The organism is Billgrantia endophytica, assembly GCF_002879615.1.
Classification (GTDB): domain Bacteria; phylum Pseudomonadota; class Gammaproteobacteria; order Pseudomonadales; family Halomonadaceae; genus Halomonas; species Halomonas endophytica.
This window is the reverse complement of sequence record NZ_PNRF01000002.1, coordinates 1-17,603: the sequence shown is the minus strand read 5'-3', so window position 1 is coordinate 17,603 and position 17,603 is coordinate 1. Positions and strand designations below refer to the sequence as shown.

The 17,603-nt window shown below is 60.2% G+C and carries 18 protein-coding genes and 1 pseudogene; 11 read left to right on the top strand and 8 right to left on the bottom strand.

The window, feature by feature from the left end; translation table 11 throughout:
• Window positions 1–7: 7 nt before the first annotated feature.
• From C1H69_RS00805 to C1H69_RS00785, 5 genes are all read right to left on the bottom strand, one after another.
• Window positions 8–409, bottom strand: a complete 402-nt coding sequence (locus C1H69_RS00805) for a RidA family protein (protein WP_102651524.1) — start codon at window positions 407–409, stop codon at window positions 8–10.
• Between the two features lie 181 nt (window positions 410–590).
• Window positions 591–2,213 carry an NTP transferase domain-containing protein gene (locus C1H69_RS00800; protein ID WP_240609756.1) on the bottom strand — a complete coding sequence of 541 codons (1,623 nt, stop codon included), beginning with the start codon at window positions 2,211–2,213 and terminating at the stop codon, window positions 591–593.
• Between the two features lie 22 nt (window positions 2,214–2,235).
• Entirely contained in the window at window positions 2,236–4,401 is a 2,166-nt protein-coding gene (locus C1H69_RS00795; protein WP_102651522.1) for a xanthine dehydrogenase family protein molybdopterin-binding subunit, read from the bottom strand.
• Window positions 4,402–4,446: 45 nt separating this feature from the next.
• Window positions 4,447–4,896, bottom strand: a complete 450-nt coding sequence (locus C1H69_RS00790) for a (2Fe-2S)-binding protein (RefSeq protein ID WP_102651521.1) — start codon at window positions 4,894–4,896, stop codon at window positions 4,447–4,449.
• A 32-nt stretch (window positions 4,897–4,928) separates the two neighbouring features.
• Entirely contained in the window at window positions 4,929–5,729 is an 801-nt protein-coding gene (locus C1H69_RS00785) for an SDR family oxidoreductase (protein WP_240609754.1), read from the bottom strand.
• 128 nt (window positions 5,730–5,857) lie between these two features.
• Between C1H69_RS00785 and C1H69_RS00780 the strand changes: the two genes are divergently transcribed.
• Together C1H69_RS00780 and C1H69_RS24330 are read left to right on the top strand one after the other, a co-directional pair.
• Window positions 5,858–6,793, top strand: coding sequence for an AraC family transcriptional regulator (locus C1H69_RS00780; RefSeq protein WP_102651520.1), 936 nt, complete (start codon window positions 5,858–5,860; stop codon window positions 6,791–6,793).
• Between the two features lie 230 nt (window positions 6,794–7,023).
• Entirely contained in the window at window positions 7,024–7,155 is a 132-nt protein-coding gene (locus C1H69_RS24330; protein ID WP_276308735.1) for a hypothetical protein, read from the top strand.
• A gap of 91 nt (window positions 7,156–7,246) precedes the next feature.
• On the opposite strand, the gene C1H69_RS00775 is transcribed toward C1H69_RS24330, so the two are convergent.
• Window positions 7,247–8,134 (bottom strand): LysR family transcriptional regulator, encoded by an 888-nt coding sequence (locus C1H69_RS00775; RefSeq protein ID WP_102651519.1) that lies wholly within the window; start codon window positions 8,132–8,134, stop codon window positions 7,247–7,249.
• 150 nt (window positions 8,135–8,284) lie between these two features.
• Here C1H69_RS00775 and C1H69_RS00770 point away from each other — a divergent pair, with 150 nt between their 5' ends.
• The 4 genes from C1H69_RS00770 to C1H69_RS24010 all read left to right on the top strand — a co-directional run bounded on the left by C1H69_RS00770 (window position 8,285) and on the right by C1H69_RS24010 (window position 10,710).
• A complete protein-coding gene (locus tag C1H69_RS00770; protein ID WP_102651518.1) occupies window positions 8,285–8,899 on the top strand; it encodes a glutathione S-transferase family protein in 615 nt (204 codons plus the stop codon).
• Between the two features lie 30 nt (window positions 8,900–8,929).
• Window positions 8,930–9,340, top strand: a complete 411-nt coding sequence (locus C1H69_RS00765) for a VOC family protein (RefSeq protein WP_102651517.1) — start codon at window positions 8,930–8,932, stop codon at window positions 9,338–9,340.
• A gap of 333 nt (window positions 9,341–9,673) precedes the next feature.
• A complete protein-coding gene (gene bla / locus C1H69_RS00760) occupies window positions 9,674–10,534 on the top strand; it encodes a class A beta-lactamase (protein ID WP_102651583.1) in 861 nt (286 codons plus the stop codon).
• Between the two features lie 53 nt (window positions 10,535–10,587).
• Window positions 10,588–10,710, top strand: coding sequence for a transposase (locus C1H69_RS24010; protein WP_338066157.1), 123 nt, complete (start codon window positions 10,588–10,590; stop codon window positions 10,708–10,710).
• Here C1H69_RS24010 and C1H69_RS24005 read toward each other — a convergent pair.
• Window positions 10,685–10,896, bottom strand: a pseudogene (locus tag C1H69_RS24005) (transposase); the annotation flags it as partial. The gene C1H69_RS24010 and the pseudogene C1H69_RS24005 overlap by 26 nt on opposite strands.
• Window positions 10,897–11,022: 126 nt before the next feature.
• The gene (locus C1H69_RS00750; protein WP_102651515.1) at window positions 11,023–12,384 is read right to left on the bottom strand and encodes an aminotransferase-like domain-containing protein; all 1,362 of its coding nucleotides are present in this window, start codon (window positions 12,382–12,384) and stop codon (window positions 11,023–11,025) included.
• Between the two features lie 453 nt (window positions 12,385–12,837).
• Between C1H69_RS00750 and C1H69_RS00740 the strand changes: the two genes are divergently transcribed.
• The 5 genes from C1H69_RS00740 to C1H69_RS00720 all read left to right on the top strand — a co-directional run.
• Window positions 12,838–13,599 (top strand): SDR family NAD(P)-dependent oxidoreductase, encoded by a 762-nt coding sequence (locus C1H69_RS00740; protein ID WP_165789391.1) that lies wholly within the window; start codon window positions 12,838–12,840, stop codon window positions 13,597–13,599.
• 22 nt (window positions 13,600–13,621) lie between these two features.
• On the top strand, window positions 13,622–14,482 hold the full coding sequence (locus C1H69_RS00735) for an isocitrate lyase/PEP mutase family protein (protein ID WP_102651512.1): 861 nt from the start codon (window positions 13,622–13,624) through the stop codon (window positions 14,480–14,482).
• A 136-nt stretch (window positions 14,483–14,618) separates the two neighbouring features.
• Window positions 14,619–15,707, top strand: coding sequence for a TRAP transporter substrate-binding protein DctP (gene dctP / locus C1H69_RS00730; protein ID WP_102651511.1), 1,089 nt, complete (start codon window positions 14,619–14,621; stop codon window positions 15,705–15,707).
• Window positions 15,708–15,770: 63 nt separating this feature from the next.
• Window positions 15,771–16,274 carry a TRAP transporter small permease subunit gene (locus tag C1H69_RS00725; RefSeq protein ID WP_102651510.1) on the top strand — a complete coding sequence of 168 codons (504 nt, stop codon included), beginning with the start codon at window positions 15,771–15,773 and terminating at the stop codon, window positions 16,272–16,274.
• Window positions 16,271–17,603 (top strand): TRAP transporter large permease (locus tag C1H69_RS00720; RefSeq protein WP_102651509.1); only part of this gene is annotated, 1,333 nt, incomplete at its 3' end. The genes C1H69_RS00725 and C1H69_RS00720, both read left to right, overlap by 4 nt.

Here is a 17,603-nt window from a genome sequence, read left to right as displayed (position 1 = left end):
TCGATCCTCAAGCGATGACTGCCGTCACCCGGATCTCGACCCGCATCGCCGGCAGGCCCAACGCCTCGACGCCCGTCTGCGTCCAGATCGGCGCATGGTTCGGCATGTAGTGCCGGTAAAGCCGTGTCATCGTCTCGTTCACTTCCGGCGGAAAGCCGCCGACGTGATAGGAGTTGACGTGGATGACATGCTCCCAGGCGGCAGCGGCGGTCTCGAGCGTCCGCGTCACGTTGCAAAACGCCTGCTCGATCTCCTCCACCAGCGACGCCGGTATTTCAAAGTCGTCGTTCCAGCCGCCCTGGCCGGAAATCTCCACACGATTGTCGACCTTCACTGCCTGCGAGTAATACAGCAGATCCAGCGCCTTCTCCCCGTAGCCGGGAGTCACGAAAAACTCAGGTCTACTCATCGATTCGCCTCTTGGGTGGTTGATGGCTACCGATGCTAGAACGCCGAAACCGGGAGCAGAAGACGCGAAATCGGCCATGACTATCCATGTGGATGGATAATCGACTCCTGCCCCGCGCGGGATGTCTGCCTCGGCCTTAGTGGTTCGCAACACGCCTTACCGGCAGTGGTATCGTCCAGTCTTAGAAGACATCCCTGTATGATGAGTGGCCGGTTTGAGTCGTTTCGGCCAGCCGATCCGATTCGGCCCGTGCCCGCGCCAGGTCCTCGCGCGTATCGATGTCGAGCGCCCACTCGGCGAGGATTGGAACGGTTGCAGTACGCTCCAACGACTGGAATATCCGGCCGGCGCCAGCATCGCCTTCCTGGCCAAGCAACCTGTCGAAGACCGATCGATCGAATAGAGCGGGTGGCATAGGCACCGTTCCCGCCATCGACATGACCGCAGTGCGCTCCGGTGTCAGGGCGCGACGAAGATCGAAGAGATGCGCATCCGGGACGTTAGGCATATCGGCGAGCAGCACCAGCGCCGCATCGACGTTCTGCCACTGTCCTGCCTGGCGAATGCCTGCCGCCAGCGAGGTCGACAAGCCCTGCTCCAGATCCGTATTGATCGCAATGGTCCAGCCAGCGGCGCGCAGCTCCGCCGCTCGCCCGGCCTGATCGGGGCCGACGACCGCAATACGGGCGGCAAGGTCATGTTCCCGAAGTGCCGACCCGGCATGATGGATGACGCGCTGCCCCCGAAGCCGCGCCAGGAGCTTGTCGTCCCCTGCGAAGCGACGAGACTGCCCCGCGGCCAGCAGTACAAGCGCTGTCGAGGCGAAGGGGAATCGCACCTTGCGCTGATAGGCTTCAATGATCTCCGCGAGTACGGAGATAGCAAGTGCCGATGCCTCGCGCATTGATGGGACCAAGCCGACGGGGCCGTGGATTCGTCCGATCTGGCTTTCGGCAATGCCGGCGGCACGAAGCCTCTCACAACGCCGGGCATGAGTCGTCTTGCTGCCAACGGCACCGATATAAAAGGCTGGGCCTTGGAGGACTTGGGCAAGCAACCTTTCCTCCCAATCGATATCGTGGAAAGCGAGAAGAAATGCCGTCCATGGATCGTCGCCCAGATCCGGAAGCGTCGATGGGACCGTCAGCGTCGTGATGCTATCGATTCCCAGACGCTGAGCGTCTTGAATTTCGGCGCTGTCGCGGAGCTGCAGCTCGGTCTGGATACCACTCGCCGCCGCGAGCCGGGCAAGCGCCAGGCTGTCGGCCCCGCGCCCCGCGATGCGCAGGCGGAGCCTGGGCGTGTATTGGAAGGACAATGCGCCTGCCACCACCGGGCGCCCCAGCCGTAGATCGCCGGTTTCCGAGAGGTTGAGCGTCGCTGTCTTGCGCGAGGCGAGCCGATCATGGCACGCACGCAGGACATCGGCCTTTGCATCTGGCAGTACACAAACCTCAATCGCACCACCGCAGGGAAGTGGCAGATCCATGAAAGGCGAGCCACTGCCGTATCTCAAGCGTTCGATCCGCCCCATGCGCAGCGCTTGCCGGGCATGATGCGCGACATCCGCATCGATACATCCGCCCGAGATATAGCCGCAGCGTCCGCCATCTGCGGACACGGCCATCAGGGCGCCCGGCTGGCGCACGGCACCGCCTTCCGTCGCCGTCACGACGACGAGCGCGACCTCCCCCACCCTGCGCCAGGCAAGCCATTGTCCAAGGACATCTTGTGCATGTTCCAGATACATCGTGGACCTCGGCAGGTCTATATTCATTGCGCTAGCGCTCATCGAGGGCTTCATGGACGTCCTGTCCGAACGGTATCTAGATGTGATCGGAGAACGGCAAACTACGAACCCGCTGTCGTGTGGCGGCGAACAGCGCATTGGCCAGCGCGGGCGCGAGAGGGGGAACGCCAGGTTCACCGGCTCCTCCCAGGGGAGAGCCAATCTCGACAATGCCAACCGTGACCTCTGGCGCCTCTCCGATGCGCAGAAGGGGATAGTCATAAAAGTTCGACTGTTCGGCACGGCCGTCGCGGAGCGTGACCTTCTGCCTCAGCGCTACACCAAGCGCATCGATGACCGATCCCTGAATCTGTGTTTCCACCTGGCCCGGGTTGATCGCGCGCCCGCAGTCGATGGCCGCATGGACCCGTTCGACATGGATCCCCTCACCACCACCGGCCCGCGCCTCGACCACCTGTGCGACAAAGGAGCCGTAGCTCTCGGCTACCGCCAGGCCGCGAGCGATTCCTTCCGGAGCCGGCTCGTCCCACCGTGACATCTCGGCCACCCGGTCGAGCACGGCGAGCATCCTTTCCTGCCCCTCACAATGGCTTCTGCGAAACTCCAGCGGATCGCGCTCCGCCGCCGCGGCGCATTCGTCCATGAAGCTTTCGAAGAAAAAGCCGTTGAAGGAGTGGGCAATCGCACGCCAGGGGCAAAGCGGTATCGGCAGATCGACCACGGCGTGTTCCACGACGAAGTTCGGAATGTCGTAGTACATATCCGACAGCCCGTTGAGCGAGAAGGGATCGAAGTTCGCCAGGTTGCCCGTTGCCTGCGCCCGCTGCTCGGGATCCATGCCGTATTCGCGGCCCATCTGCGGCCCGGCGATGCGGATACGCATGCCGGTGATGTCGCCGGCTTCGTCCAGGACCGCCCGGAAGCGGCACCTCATCGTCTGGCGGTACTGGCCCTGCTGAATGTCGTTCTCGCGCGTCCAGAGCACCTTGACCGGCCGCCCGCCGACGGCGCGGCTGGCGAGCGCCGCTTGAAGAGCGATCTCGCCATGCGTCTTGCGACCGAAGCCGCCGCCCAGATGGGTGGTGTTGATGAATAGCCGTTCAGCCGGCAACTGCAAAGCGCTCTCCAGCGTCATGCGGACGACGTCCTGGCCCTGTGTACCGATCCACAGTTCCGTGCGCTCCGCGCTGGATTCAGCCACACAGTTGATCGGCTCCATGCACGCATGAGCGAGCAGCGGTGCCGAGTACTCGGCCTCGACGACCTGACCCTCGCTAGACAAGGTTGCCTCTGCGTCACCGCGCAAGGTGGAAATCGGCACATCGGACCAGTCCAGCGCCTCGCGAAGCATGCCCTCTATCTCGTCCGTGGAAAGGTTGTCCGCCGGTGTCCGGGTGAAGGTGATGTCGAGTGCATCAGCAGCCTGCCTGGCCTGCCACCAGGACTCCGCCACCACAACCGCGCCGCGCGGCACGCGAGCCACCGCGACCACACCCGGCATGCCGGCGACACTGCTCTCGTCGAACGACTCGACGTCGGCGGAAAAGACCGGGGCGAGCCGGGCGGCGCCGTATAGCATGCCTTCGCGCTCGACATCCACCCCGTACACGGCCCTGCCGGTCACTTTCGCCGGTATATCGAGGCGCGACACCGTGCGCCCGGTCAGCGTTCGCTCACCGTCGGGGCGCAGGGTCGGTTCCTCCGGCACCGGCAACGCCATGGCATCCTCCACCAGTTCACCGAAGGGAATCCTCCGGTCACTGCCGGTATGAACGATGAAGCCATTCTCGGCATGCAAGGCTCCAGGCGCGACCCCGAGGCGCTCGGCCGCTGCTTGCGTCAGCATCTCCCGCGCCTGGGCGGCGGCGCGGCGCAGCGGATCGTGCCAGAAGCGAATGCCGAGCGAGCCCACGGAGCGCATCTGGCCGAGGAAAGGAACCCTGTAGTCAGGCGTCGGCTGCTTCGGCATTTCGACGACGATGCCCGACCAGTCGGCGCCCAACTCCTCGGCGAGTATCTGGGCCTGTCCGGTGTGGGTTCCCTGGCCCATCTCGCTGGTGGGCAGCACGAAGGTCACCTGGCCGCTCGTGTCGATGCGAATGAAGGCTTGCGAAAGACCCGCTGCCTCGCTCTGCCGTACCCAGGCCGGCAGCCGAAGGGGAATGACGAGGGCGGCGCCGGCCGCGACTGCGGCGCCAGCCAGAAAGGATCGACGGGTGAGGGGAAAATCTTGTAGTTTCATTTTTCTACCTGCGCCTTGGGTAAGTGTGGATTGAGGCGAATCGCGTCAGACTTCGGCGGCACGGTGAATGGCCGCCCGGATGCGTACATAGGTACCGCAGCGGCACAGATTGCCATTCATCGCCTCATCGATCTCCGCATCGGAGGGGCTCGGGTTACGTCCCAGGAGCGCCACTGCGCTCATGATCTGTCCACTCTGGCAATAACCGCACTGTGGCACGTCCAATTCAACCCAGGCGCGCTGGACGGGATGCGAGCCATCCTCGGACAATCCCTCGATGGTCGTGACGGCCCTGCCCTCGGCACCGGCTAACGGAAAGACGCAGGAACGCACCGGCTCGCCATCGACATGGACCGTGCATGCACCGCACTGCGCGACGCCGCAACCGAACTTGGTGCCGGTGAGCTTCAACTGCTCCCGGAGCACCCAGAGCAGCGGTGTATCTTGTGCAGCGTCGATGTCTACCGAGCGCCCGTTGATCGTGAATGCCGTCATGAGGCCTCCTTTTCGCTATGGGATGGGGGTGCTCAATATTTGCTGAGTATCTCGACCGCTTGATCGAAGCGTCCGCCACGCTCCGCCCAGCGCAGGAAGTTCACGTTCTCCACCAGGATTTCCTTAGGCGTTGGCCGTTCGCGAAACAGCATCATGACTTCCTCGATAAAGTCATCGAGAGGCATATAGCCTTCGCGGGTCGACTGGCCTGGAGTGAGCTCGGTCTGCACCGCGGGGGGAGCAAGCTCGATGAGTTCGACCTTGCCCTTGAGCTGTTCGCGCAGGGAGATCGTATAGGAATGGATGGCCGCCTTGGTGGCGCTGTAGGTTGGCGTGCCACTCATCGGGACAAACGCCAAACCGGACGATACGTTCACGATCGCCGCGTCCGGCTGGCGTACCAGATGGTCGGTCAACGCATTCGTCAGCCGGATAGGCCCAAGCAGATTGGTGATGACCATCTGCTCGGCATCGCGTAGGTCGCGGGTCCTGGACAGGTCCTCGCGTCGCATGATGCCGGCGTTGTTGAACAACACGTTGAGGCCGGGATGCTCGGCGACGACACGGTCGGCAAAGGCAGCGATGGCCTCCGGGTCCTCGATATCGACGACCATCGCGTGCATGTCGCGCCGACCGGCGATGGTTTCCTCGAGCGTCTCCTTGCGCCGCCCAGCGACGATCACGCTGTTACCAAGTTGATTGAAGCGCAGGGCGAGCTCCCGGCCAATCCCGGAGCCGCCCCCAGTGATGAGAATGGTGCTTCCCGCTGTTTTCACGATTTCGTCCTCTATCGGGTGGTAGCCAAAGGCGGTGAGACCATGGCTGCGTTGCATTGATTTTTAACCACTCGACGAAACCAAGGCTTGCCGACGCCTACGCAAAACTTGCCTGATCCTGCAGGGTTGGTGATATCTTCTTCACCGTCATGCTACGTTCGAGCGCAAAATGCGGGAGGAAGCATATGGATTCGCTCAAACAGGCTGTCCGGGCTTATACCAGCCGCCACGCCAACAGCAGCGGCCTGGCGCTAACGCCGGTGCCGGGCTTACGAATGATGTGTGTCGAGGCACCTGCCGGCGACCTGCACTCGGTTTACAGGCCGCTGATATGCCTGATTCTGCAAGGCGCAAAGCGTATGATCGTCGGGCGGGAGGAGGCGGTGTTCCCTGCCGGCCAATCCGTCATCGTGAGCGCTGACATGCCGGTTGTCGGACGGATCGTGCAAGCCAGCCGAAGCGAGCCCTATCTGGCAATCGCGGTCGAGCTGGAGATGGCGATCTTGCGCGAACTCACCGCTCACATCGGTAATTTCCATCCGCAACGCCCATCCGAAATGCGCACGTTATTCACCGAAGATACTGGAGCGGCAGTATTGGATTGCGCAATGCGACTGATGCGCCTGTTGGATCAGCCCGAAGCGATACCGCTCCTGCATCCTGGCATCATGCGGGAGTTGCATTATTGGCTGCTGACGGGGCCTCACGGCAAGGCTCTGTGGTCGCTTGCAGACCCGGACAGTCACGCAAGCCGCCTCGCCACCGCCATTGCCATCCTCAGAGCCGAGTACCGGTCGCGCGTGGCCGTGGAGCGACTTGCCGCGGAAGCCAGCATGAGCCTCACCTCGTTTCACAAGCACTTCAAGCACATGACCTCGCTGACGCCGGGGCAATACCAGAAGCGGCTTCGTCTGATCGAAGCGCGCCGCCTGATGCTCGACGAAGGTTTCTCAGCCAGCAATGCCGCCTTCGAAGTGGGCTACGAGAGCGTATCGCAGTTCACGCGCGAATACGGCCGCCTGTTCCAAAGGCCGCCGAAGCGAGACGCACTGCGCCTGCTGGGCAAGTCGTCGAGCCCCATCGAAGAGGATGCGAGGGTCAGAGTAAGCGAGTCCGTCTAGAACAGATGCTACCAAGCCAACGAGGCATGACCCAGCGGATCAGGGAGGTAACCGTGTGAACGGGAGTGGCCGTCCGGGGGCCGCTAGCATTCATCCGGCTGGTTGCCCTGGTGCGTCTCGGTTCGGCTTGATGGGGCCTGCCTTTGTATCCTGTGAGCGGAGTGTCTCGACAGGCGCTGGCCCCTGTGATATGCCTCCAGTGTGCTTGCTACAGCAGTGGGGTGACAGTCATGGCCTTCCATAACCCGGATCCGAAAATGCGTGAAATCGAGCAGCGCAATGCCCGGTTGCGCGCCAAATTCTTTGCCAAGCTGTTTGGTGGTGCCTGGCGTGGATTTCGCAAGGCCTTGTCGCGCCGTTGAGCCGACACCGTCGGCGTCAACCTTGAGGCTGATCCTCTGCACTTACCATGCCCCCACATGAGCATTCCCGCGCTTCATCGCCACCGCATCGCTACAGCGGCACTCCCTGCAGGTGTTGCTCCGCGGCGTCGATAAAGGCGCGCACGTTGGGGTGATCTCGACGACCACTTTGGAACAACAAGGAAATCGGCAGCGCCGGGGCGGCAGCGTCGCTAAGTATGTGCTCGAGCCGCCCAGCCGCGACATCGTCGGTGACCTGGTAGGAGAGCGTTCGCACCACGCCGAGCCCCGCGACCGCAGCGGCAATGGCCGCGTCCATGTGGTTGACCGTCAGCCTGGCAGGACGCCCGGAACGCCGAACCTCATCGAGGCCCCACCCGCGGTGCGGCCCGGCCTCATCCTCGATCCAGATCAGATCATGATCGCGAAGATCGACCAGCGACGTCGGTCTGCCCCGCGCCGCGAGATAAGCCGGGCTCGCGCTCAGCACGCGCCGCACCTGGCCGACATTCAGCATATGCAGCGAGCTATCCGGCAGCTCGGCGATGCGAACGGCGACATCAACGCCCTCTTCGACCAGGCTCACCACCCGATCCAGTAGCAGCAGCCTGACCTGAAGGTCGGGATACCGCCGCAGCAACTCGACGACCACAGGCTGGACATGCAGCCGGCCGAACATGACCGGCGCCGTTACCGTCAGGGTGCCGCGCGGCGTCGAACGGCCACCGCGCACGCTATCGACCGCCGCGTCGATCTCGGCGAGCCCCGCCCGGCATCGCTCCAGAAACAGTGCGCCCTCGTCGGTCAGCCGGACGCTGCGAGTCGTACGCATCAGAAGCTGAACCCCAAGGCTCGCCTCCAGCGCCGCGATGGTCCGCGTCACGGTGGTGGGCGACATCCCCAGTCGCCGCCCCGCTTCGGCGAAGCTCGCCTGCTCCGCGACGCAGATGAAGGTCCTTAGCGTTCGCAACCTGTCCATAGCGCCTCCTGCCCATCGTTCGCCCGTCACTGAGCATTATTATCATAATTCGCAATGATGAAATGCGATTTTGACGGATTCTCCCACTTTGATCCGAGGGACAGAATGTAAAAGAGACAAGGACACCATCAACTGCAGAGGATCGTCGCCATGAAGCTCTACCACTACGCCCTCTCCGGACACGCACATCGCGCCGCCCTGTTTCTCTCCCTCACCGGGCTAGACCACGAACTGATCGAGGTCGATCTGGCGGCCGGCGCCCACAAGCAACCGGAATTTCTCGCGCTCAACGCCTTCGGTGAGGTACCGGTGCTCGACGATGGCGGCATCATCATCGCGGACTCGCTGGCGATACTCGTCTATGTCGCAAGGAAGATCGGTCCTTCCCACTGGTTGCCGACCGATCCCGCCGACGAGGCGCGGGTACAGCGGTGGCTCTCGGTCGCGGCCGGCAAGATCGCTTATGGCGCCTGCGCCGCCCGGCTCATCACCGTATTCGGCGCGCCCTTCCGCACCGACGAAGTGATCGAGCGCGCCCACGCCACGCTCGCCGTCATGGAGCAGACGCTGGAAGGCCAGCGCTGGATCGCCACAACGGCAGAGCCCAGCATCGCCGACATCGCGCTCTACAGCTATATCGAACGGGCCCCCGAGGGCAACGTGGACCTGTCCGGCTACCCCAGAGTCCGGGCCTGGCTGCGCCAGATCGAGGGCCTTCCCGGTTTCACCACGTTCCAGCGGACCCGGGCCGGCCTCGAAGCCTGAATCGCCCTATTTCCCTCAGGAGTCATCAACATGCGCTTTGACACGCTGCGTCTCGATCATATCGGCATCCGCGTCACCGATCTCGCCATAGCGGAAGCCTTCTACGCCAAGTTCGGCTTCTTGCGCGACCCCGATGAGTTTGCCCCCGAGGCCAAGGCCTGCGGGCTCGTGCACCCTGCCGGTCTGCGCATCCACCTGATCTACAACGGCGTGCCTGACAGAGAAGGCAATGTGCTGCTGGACGCGCCGATCAAGCGGCCCGGCTTCACCCACGCCGCCTTCATCGTCGAGAGCATGGACGAACTGGTGGATTGGCTGGCGCGCGAAGGGGTCGAGATCACCGAGGGGCCGGTCATGATGGGCCACGGACGCCGCAACGTCTGCTTCATCCGCGATCCCGACATGAATGTGCTGGAGTTCAATGAGATACTGGCTGGCTAGGCGATGGAATAACGTAGGCGTAGTCGGGATTGTGACGTGATGCCAACCGGGATACCGGGTGGGAGGCGCCATCATGGCGATAGCGTTGATGTCGATCGCTAGGCATCGGCTGTCTGGCTCGCGCTTATCAGGCGGCGATCGCAGTGCCCGGTGCCGGGCCAGCTACTAGCACAACAGAGGGTGAGAATTACGCATGTTGCTTGCCTTTTATATTGCTTGCAGAATCGCCTTACTTTCATCGAAATGCGCAAGGTGTGTCTGATGACAACATGGTTCTGGATCCGAAAACCAGGCAGCATTGCCTGGCGGCGAAAGGAAATCAGGGTGGCGCATATGCTTGCGGCGCTGTTTTCTCTTCTCTGTGCCACCCAATCACAGTTGGCCGGAGCCGCAGAAAATCTGATTTTTGATGCGGCTCGACAGACTGAGGCGCGGCTCGATGCTCGTGTTGGTCTGGCAATCTACGATACTGGAAGCGGTGCGAGCTGGCTATACAACGCCGATGAACGGTTCCCCATGGCCAGCACGTTCAAGGTTCTGGCATGTGGGGCGCTTCTTGCGCGGAGTGATGCCGGCTACGAGAATAGAAATCGGCTGGTGCCGATCGTCCAGTCAGATCTTGTCACCTATTCTCCGGTCACCGAAGGATGGCTGGGCCAGGAGGTAAGCCTTGACGCGCTTTGCGCGGCTACCATGCGGACCAGCGACAACACCGCTGCCAACAAGGTGCTGGAGGCGCTTGGCGGGCCCGACGCGGTCACAGCGTTCCTACGCTCCATCGGCGATGAGGTGACGCGACTGGATCGCTGGGAGACTGAACTCAACGAAGCCACACCCGGTGATCTGCGTGACACCACCACGCCTGCGGCAATGGCGAATTCGTTGCAGAGGCTGCTCCTGGGCGACGCGCTGTCGCCGTCTGCGAAAGCGACATTGACGGAATGGTTGGTGGGTAATGAGGTCGGGGAGCCGCTGCTGCGAGCAGGTATTCCTGACGATTGGCACATAGGCGACAGGACAGGAGCTGGGGGCCATGGTTCACGAGGAGTCGTTGCGATCGTCTGGCCTCCGGAGCGAGCCCCACTTATTGCTGCGATTTACATCACACAGACCGAGGCATCGATGGAACAGCGCAATGAGGCAATAGCCACTATCGGTAGAGCACTGGCCAAAACGGTGCGGGCCACACCGTGATTGTCATGCTATGAAGTGGTCCAATTGGAGCGGACATCCCGATAAGCCTCATAATGGAGGCAATGGAGGTGTTCATGACCAAGAAGACTCGACGTCGGTTTTCCGATGACTTCAAGGCGGATGCGGTGAGCCTGGTGATCGATCAGGGATATTCTGTAGCCGTCTCCAGTAGGTGACACCGGAGCCACAGCCCATCTCCTGGAGCAGCATCTCCCATGGGATACCAGACTTAAGGACGAACAGGATACCGGTCAAGGCAGCACGGTTGGAAACCCGTGCCCTCCCTTGGGCTTGAGGGGCTCCAGTGGCAATGGCGGTTCGACGATTGCCCAGAACTCATCGGATACGATCTTCTTTGCCATATCCATCAGGCTGGCGGTTATGACGTACTACTTCAAGGGTTTTGAAAGGAGTTCTTATGCAGTGTTTCCCTAAACCAGAGGGAAGGTCAAAATGTCTCCGAAAAAATTGACGCATCTCATGCAGAATCAATGAGCGATCCTTGCTAACCATTCGAGAAAGCGAGGATCGCTACCGTGTGCGATATTTACTCGCATTCCTAATGCTGGCGAGTCTGAAGTGGAAAAGGCGACAGACGGCGCGATGAAAATACCTTCCTGAGCGGCCTCGGTGACAAGATCCCTTTCTTGCATCGTAGGGGTGAGGGGTATCCAGACATAGAATCCCCCACTCAGTGGGCGCGGCACGCTGAAGCCGACGTTTTCAAGTCCGTGCACGGTCTGGGCCGTTGCTTCATGGATGCGGTCATGCAAGCGGCGAAGGTATTTTAGGTAGTGGGCTCCCTCAATCAGGGAGTGAACCAGACGCTCGTTTTGGGCTGATGTGGAAATGATGGAGATCACCTTCATTTCATTCAGCTCCTGCGCCAGCTCTGGTGCCGCGGCGATGTATCCGATTCTGACACTACCCGGCAGTGTTTTCGAGAAGGAGCCGATATAAATGACCCGATTGAGCTGATCCAAAGCCGCCAGTCGGGGTGCGGTGTAAGGAAGGATGTCAGCAAAGGGATCGTCTTCAACGATGAGCATGTCATGCTCTTCAGCAACTTTCATGACGCCATACGCAGTGCCCTGCGTGATTGAGCCACCGGTGGGGTTATGCGCAAGAGATTGAGTGAAGAAAAGCCGGGCGCCGGTAAGACGCGCTTTTTCGCTAAGATCCTCAAGATCCGGTCCGTCATGATGGCGACGGATACCCACGATACGTGCCCCCGCCCCACCGAGTTTCCAGAAAAGCGGGTAATAACCGGGATCATCAACCAGCACAGCGTCTCCAGGTCTGATATAGCAGCGTATCACCAGATCCATGCCGTGGTTCCCGCCGTACGTTGTGAGCACCTGGCCGGGCTGGCACTGAATGCCACGTTCGGCGAGGGTGCCGCACAGACGCTCGCGTAGCGGCAAAAAACCCCAGGCCGTGTTGTACGTATCATCGGCACTCATCCGCATCACCGAAAGGGGGCGCCGCATCTCGGGGGACTCCAACCAGTCGGGGGGTAGCCGGCCATCACCGGGTCGGATAGGTAAGCGTCGCTCGAGCTGCTCGGTGAGCAGTTCAACGGGCCTGGCACCAAGGATCGCAGGAAGCGCGGGACCTTTCTTTCGTGCCGACGTGCGAGACACGTAGTACCCCGACCCCGGACGGGCAATTAGCACACCTCGAGCCACGAGGCGAAGATACGCTTCGACCACCGTGTTCTTGGACACGTTCATGACCGTCGCTTCTTCACGGATCGAGCGCAAACGGTCGCCGGCACGCAGGGTGCCGTTGCTCATTCGCGCCAGCACCCCGTCAATAATACGTTCAATCTTCGAATCGGAACTTTGCATGCATTAAGGAATCGTTGATCAATTCGTTTCTGAGTGGCTGAAGCGACAGCGCTGCATATTCGTCGCGTCAGCGGTTGCTTTCTGGTCACCTCAGGTCGGCTATCTCCCCTGGCAGCCGGTAACCCGACTGCCAGCAGGGTGGTGGCGTCCGGCACGCTTTCGATGGCCAGGTCGATACCGATGAAGTCGCGCATGGCCTGGCTGTCGTAGATGAGCACTTTCTTGATCGTACCATATTCGATACGGGTACAGTATCTAAAAAATTGTCCGCAATTGTACCATCTGCGAGCACGCTTAACCGGATATAGTAAGGAATGAAGCGATGTGAAAGGCATGAATATAAGAATAATGCGATAAATACTAGCGATCGTTATTAGTCATCGGGGTATCGAGACAAAATGAGGGATGGACCTCCAAGCGTTTTGCTTCAGCACATTAAAGGATGGCAGTTCCATGAATAAGCCAATACGAAAACTGGACGGTCAAACAGCAGTCGTAACGGGCTCTGCTAAGGGCATCGGCTTTGCGATCGCTGAGCGTTTTGCAAAAGAAGGTGCCAATGTCGTCCTGGCAGACATCGATGTAGAAGGAGTCAAGCGGGTAGCGACCGACATTTCGACACGCTTCGGTGTAACCACACTTCCCACCCACGTCGATATCGCTTCAGCCGAAGATAATACCCGCATGGTCAACGAGGCCATTGCGACGTTTGGCCGGCTCGATATTCTGGTTTGCAATGCAGGAATCGTCAGACCCGCCTGTCCGATTGAGGATATCTTCCCCGACCAGTGGCAACAAGTCATTGATATCAACTTGATGAGCTGTATTCACGCCACGACGGCGTTTATTCCCCATGCAAAAGCCAATCGTAGCGGACGCATTATTTACATGGCCTCGGTAGCGGGACAGGTAGGCGGCGTTGCCTCGGAGGTAACCTATTCGGTGGCCAAGGCAGGCGTCTTGTGTTTGACCAAGGCGGTTGCACGCCAACTCGGGGCATTTAATGTCACGGTCAACGCGATCGCGCCAGGGGCGATTCAAACGAACATGACCGAGATTTTGCAGTACTCGCCTGAGGTCAAGAAAAGCATTCCCCTTGAACGTTACGGCGATGTCTCAGATATCGCTGCAGCTGCCCTTTACCTGGCGAGCGATGATGCTCGCTACGTGACGGGCTCCACCCTCGATGTCAATGGCGGCATAGCTATGCGCTGACACAAAAGCAAAGAGAACAAGTATGGATATGTACGAAAAGCGGGTTCGCTTGCGCGAACTGCTGGATGAGACAGGCTGTACGCCGCTGATGGGTGCCTATGACCTGCTTAGTGCGAAGATAATTGAGCAGACGGGCTTCCCTGTGCTCTATACCGGTAGTTTCGTGACAGGCGCGAGTGCTTATGGGCTTCCCGATGTAGGGCTTGTGCAAATGCATGATCTTCTTGGTCTGGCTCGGGAGATCGCCAAGGAGACGAACCTTCCCCTGGTTTGTGACGCCGACACGGGGTGGTATCACGCGGCCAATATCTGGCGCACCGTGCACGAGTTTGAGTCAGCCGGTGTTTCAGCCATACATATCGAAGATACCGTGTTTGGCAAGCATACCGAACACACGCCTGTACTCCTCGACACGCCCGTCATGTGCCAACGCATCAAGGCGTGCGTCGACGCGCGCAAAGATCCCAACTTTCTTATCTTTGCACGCACTGATGCCATCTATCTCAAGAACGATCCCGAAGAAGCGATTTCTCGCATCAATGCCTATTTAGAGGCAGGTGCCGATGCGGGCTTTATTCCTTTCAAGGGCTCGGTCGCTTCATTGGCTGAATTCAGGAAGAAGATTAACGGCCCATTGATTGTAACCAGCGTCGACTTTCAGGATTCAGTGGCCGATGAAGCGACCGCAGGCGCGAACATGTCCATATATTGGCCCCTGACTATTTTCGCTGCTTTCAAGGCGGTCAAGAAGGTGTGTGAAGAGTTTTATCAGCATCAGGACGCGACCAAGCTACATGAGTTCTGCTTTGATGAAGGCTTGATTAACAAGACCATCTCCTACGAGAGATTCGAAGAGAATCTGCAACGATTTGGTGCCATATAGCGTTGCCAGATGGTGCGTCATCCCACGCACTGGTAGTGACCGATCTGCGTGCGTGGGTGCTTACAAGAAAGATTACACCCGCTTAATTACTAGAACAGCTGCAATAGGAGTCATCGCCATGTCTTACAACTTAAAAATGCTTTCTGGTGGAATCGCCATTTCTCTTGCCGCCCTGGGAGGCATCAGCTCGCCAGCCATGGCCCAAGAGACCTGGACCATGACCTCTACCTGGCCTGATAACATCTCCCTCGTCGAAATCGATCGCCGCTGGGCAGAGACCGTCAATAAGCTGACCAAGGATGAGCTGCAAATCAACTTCCGTGCTGGTGGTACGTTAATGCCCAGCACCGAGGTGTTCGACGCTATTGAAACTGGCGGCATCGAGGCTGCCGGTGACTCCCCAGTCTACTGGGCCGGCAACAGCTCCGCATTTTCTCTACTGGGGACCACCCTGAGCCTGTTCACTGCGGTCGATTACCTCAACTGGATTCAGGAGCGTGGTGGGTTCGAGCTCTACCAGGAAGTCTATGGACGATTTGGCATGGTGTATTTGCCCCATGGCGTCGTCAATAACGAGGCGGGCTTCATGGGGCGTACCGAGATCAAGAGCCTGACAGACCTGGACGGCAAGCGACTGCGCATCTCCGGGCGGGACCAAGGTCGGGTACTGGAGCAATTGGGCGGCTCGCAAGTCACGCTAGCCGGTGGCGAAGTTTACCAGGCGATCGAGCGCGGCGTGGTCGATGCTGCTGAGTTCTCTACCCCCGGGGTCAACTACAGCGCTGGCTTTGACGAGGTGGTGGAGCACTGGACCGTGCCGGGCTGGCACCAGTCTGCCAGCGTGGTGGGCGTGATGATCAACAAAGACGCCTGGGATGCCCTCTCCGAAGAGACCCAGGAGAAGCTGAAGATCGCTGCCGAGGCCAACTTGGCCTGGTCGCTGTCTCGCTCAGAGATGGAGTCCACCGAAGCAACCGCTAAGTTCATAGAGTCTGGCGTAGTCATTAACCGGTATTCAGATGAAGATCTCGAGAATATCCAGAAGGTCGCCAATGAGGTGTTCTTGCGTGGCGCCTGTGAAGACCCCACCTATGCCAAGGTTATCCATTCCATGATCGCGTACGTCGAAGAGTATGCGGTTTGGCGCGATGTCTCTGTACCCTATAACATGAGTCGTGTCACAGATGACCTCCCCTCGTTGGAAGAGATTGAAGCCTGCCTGTAAGGCACATCCAAGCCGCCCCGGCTCTGTCCGGGGTGGCTTCGTTCCGACGTCGGAGACTGATCCATGAATGCCATTGCCAAGGCAATTGATGCCCTCAACGAGGGATTCGGCCGTCTCATTGCCCCCCTGATTGCCGTGATCACCCTCGTGGTGTTGTACGATATTGCACTGCGTTTCTTCGTCGGCCGTCCCAGCGATTGGGCCTTCGATATCACCAAGATGCTCTTCGGTGCCCATTTCATGCTGATGGCCGCCTACGGGCTACGCCACCACGCCCACGTCGAGGTCGACGTGCTCAAGCGCCTGCTGTCGCGCAAGAAGCAGGCCGTCATCGAAATCCTCGCCTATCTGATCTTCTTCGTGCCGTTCATCTGGATGCTGCTGACCTTCGGCTGGAGCTTCTTCATGCGCGCCTTCACCCGCGGCGAGACCACCTACGGGATGGTGTCGATCCCGGTCGCACCCATCAAGGGCGTGATCGTCGTCGCTGCCGTGACCCTCCTGCTACAGGCCATCGCCATCGTCATCCGCGCCATCCAGGTGCTGCGTGAGGAGAAACCAGCATGAGCCTGAGTCCGGAACTGCTTACCCTGTTCATGTTCGGCGGCCTGCTGGTCGGCCTGTTCATGGGCCATCCGCTGGCCTTCGTGCTCGGCGGCGTCGCGGTGATGGGTGCCTACCTCGGCCCCGGCCCGCGGGTGCTCGGCACCATCATCAACAATATCTATGGCAACGCCATGGACAACTATGTGCTGGTGGCCATTCCGCTCTTCGTGTTGATGGCGAGATTCCTCAATGATTCCGGGGTCACCGAGAAGATGTTCGAGGTGATGCGCCTGCTGCTGGCGCAACTGCGCGGCGGCCTGGCACTGACCGTGGTCATCGTCTCGGTGCTGCTGGCCGCCACCACCGGCATCGTCGGCGCCTCCATTGCCGTGATGGGCATGATCGCGCTGGTGCCGATGCTCAAGTATGGCTACAACAAGGAGCTCAGCACCGGGGTGATCATGGCCAGCGGCTGCCTGGGTATCCTGATTCCGCCAAGTATCATGCTGATCCTGATGGCCAGCTACTCGCCGGTGTCGGTGGGCGCGCTGTTTGCCGGCGCGTTGGTGCCGGGCCTGCTGCTGGGGGCCATGTATGCGCTCTACGTCCTGGTGATCTGCCACCTCAAGCCCTCCTACGGACCGCCGGTGGCGGTCGAAGAGCGCGCCGAGTACTCTACCGGCCAACTGATGATGATGCTGGTGAAGTACGTGCTGCCGCCCATGTCGCTGATTCTCGGCGTGCTCGGCGCACTGTTCACCGGCATCGCCACCGCCACCGAGGCCTCGGCCATCGGCGTGCTGATCGCCTTCCTCCTGTTCATGATCTTCGGTGATCGCAGGATCGGCACCTGCTTTCGCACGATGATCGACGCCAGCAAGACCACCACCATGGTGATGCTGGTACTGGTCGGCGCCACCGCCTTCACCGGGGTCTTCTCCCGTGGCGGCGGCATGACCGTGATCAACGATCTGGTCATGGCCATGCCGGGCGGCACGATTGGCGCCCTGATTTTCATGTTCGCGCTGGTGTTCGTGCTGGGAATGTTCCTCGACTGGACCGGTATCGTGCTGCTGAGCTTCCCGATCATGCTGCCGATCATCAACCAGATGGGTATCGACGTGCTGTGGTTCGTGGTGATGGTGGCGGTCGTGCTGCAGACCTCCTTCCTCACGCCACCGTTCGGTTACGCGCTTTTTTACATGAAAGGGGTGTCACCCAAGGGGGTCGAGATCGTCGATCTCTACAAGGCGGTGGTGCCGTTCGTCGCCCTGATCCTGCTGGCCTGTGTGCTGATGGCCTTCTTCCCCTGGCTCATCACCGGACTGCCATCGATCATGCTCGGCTACT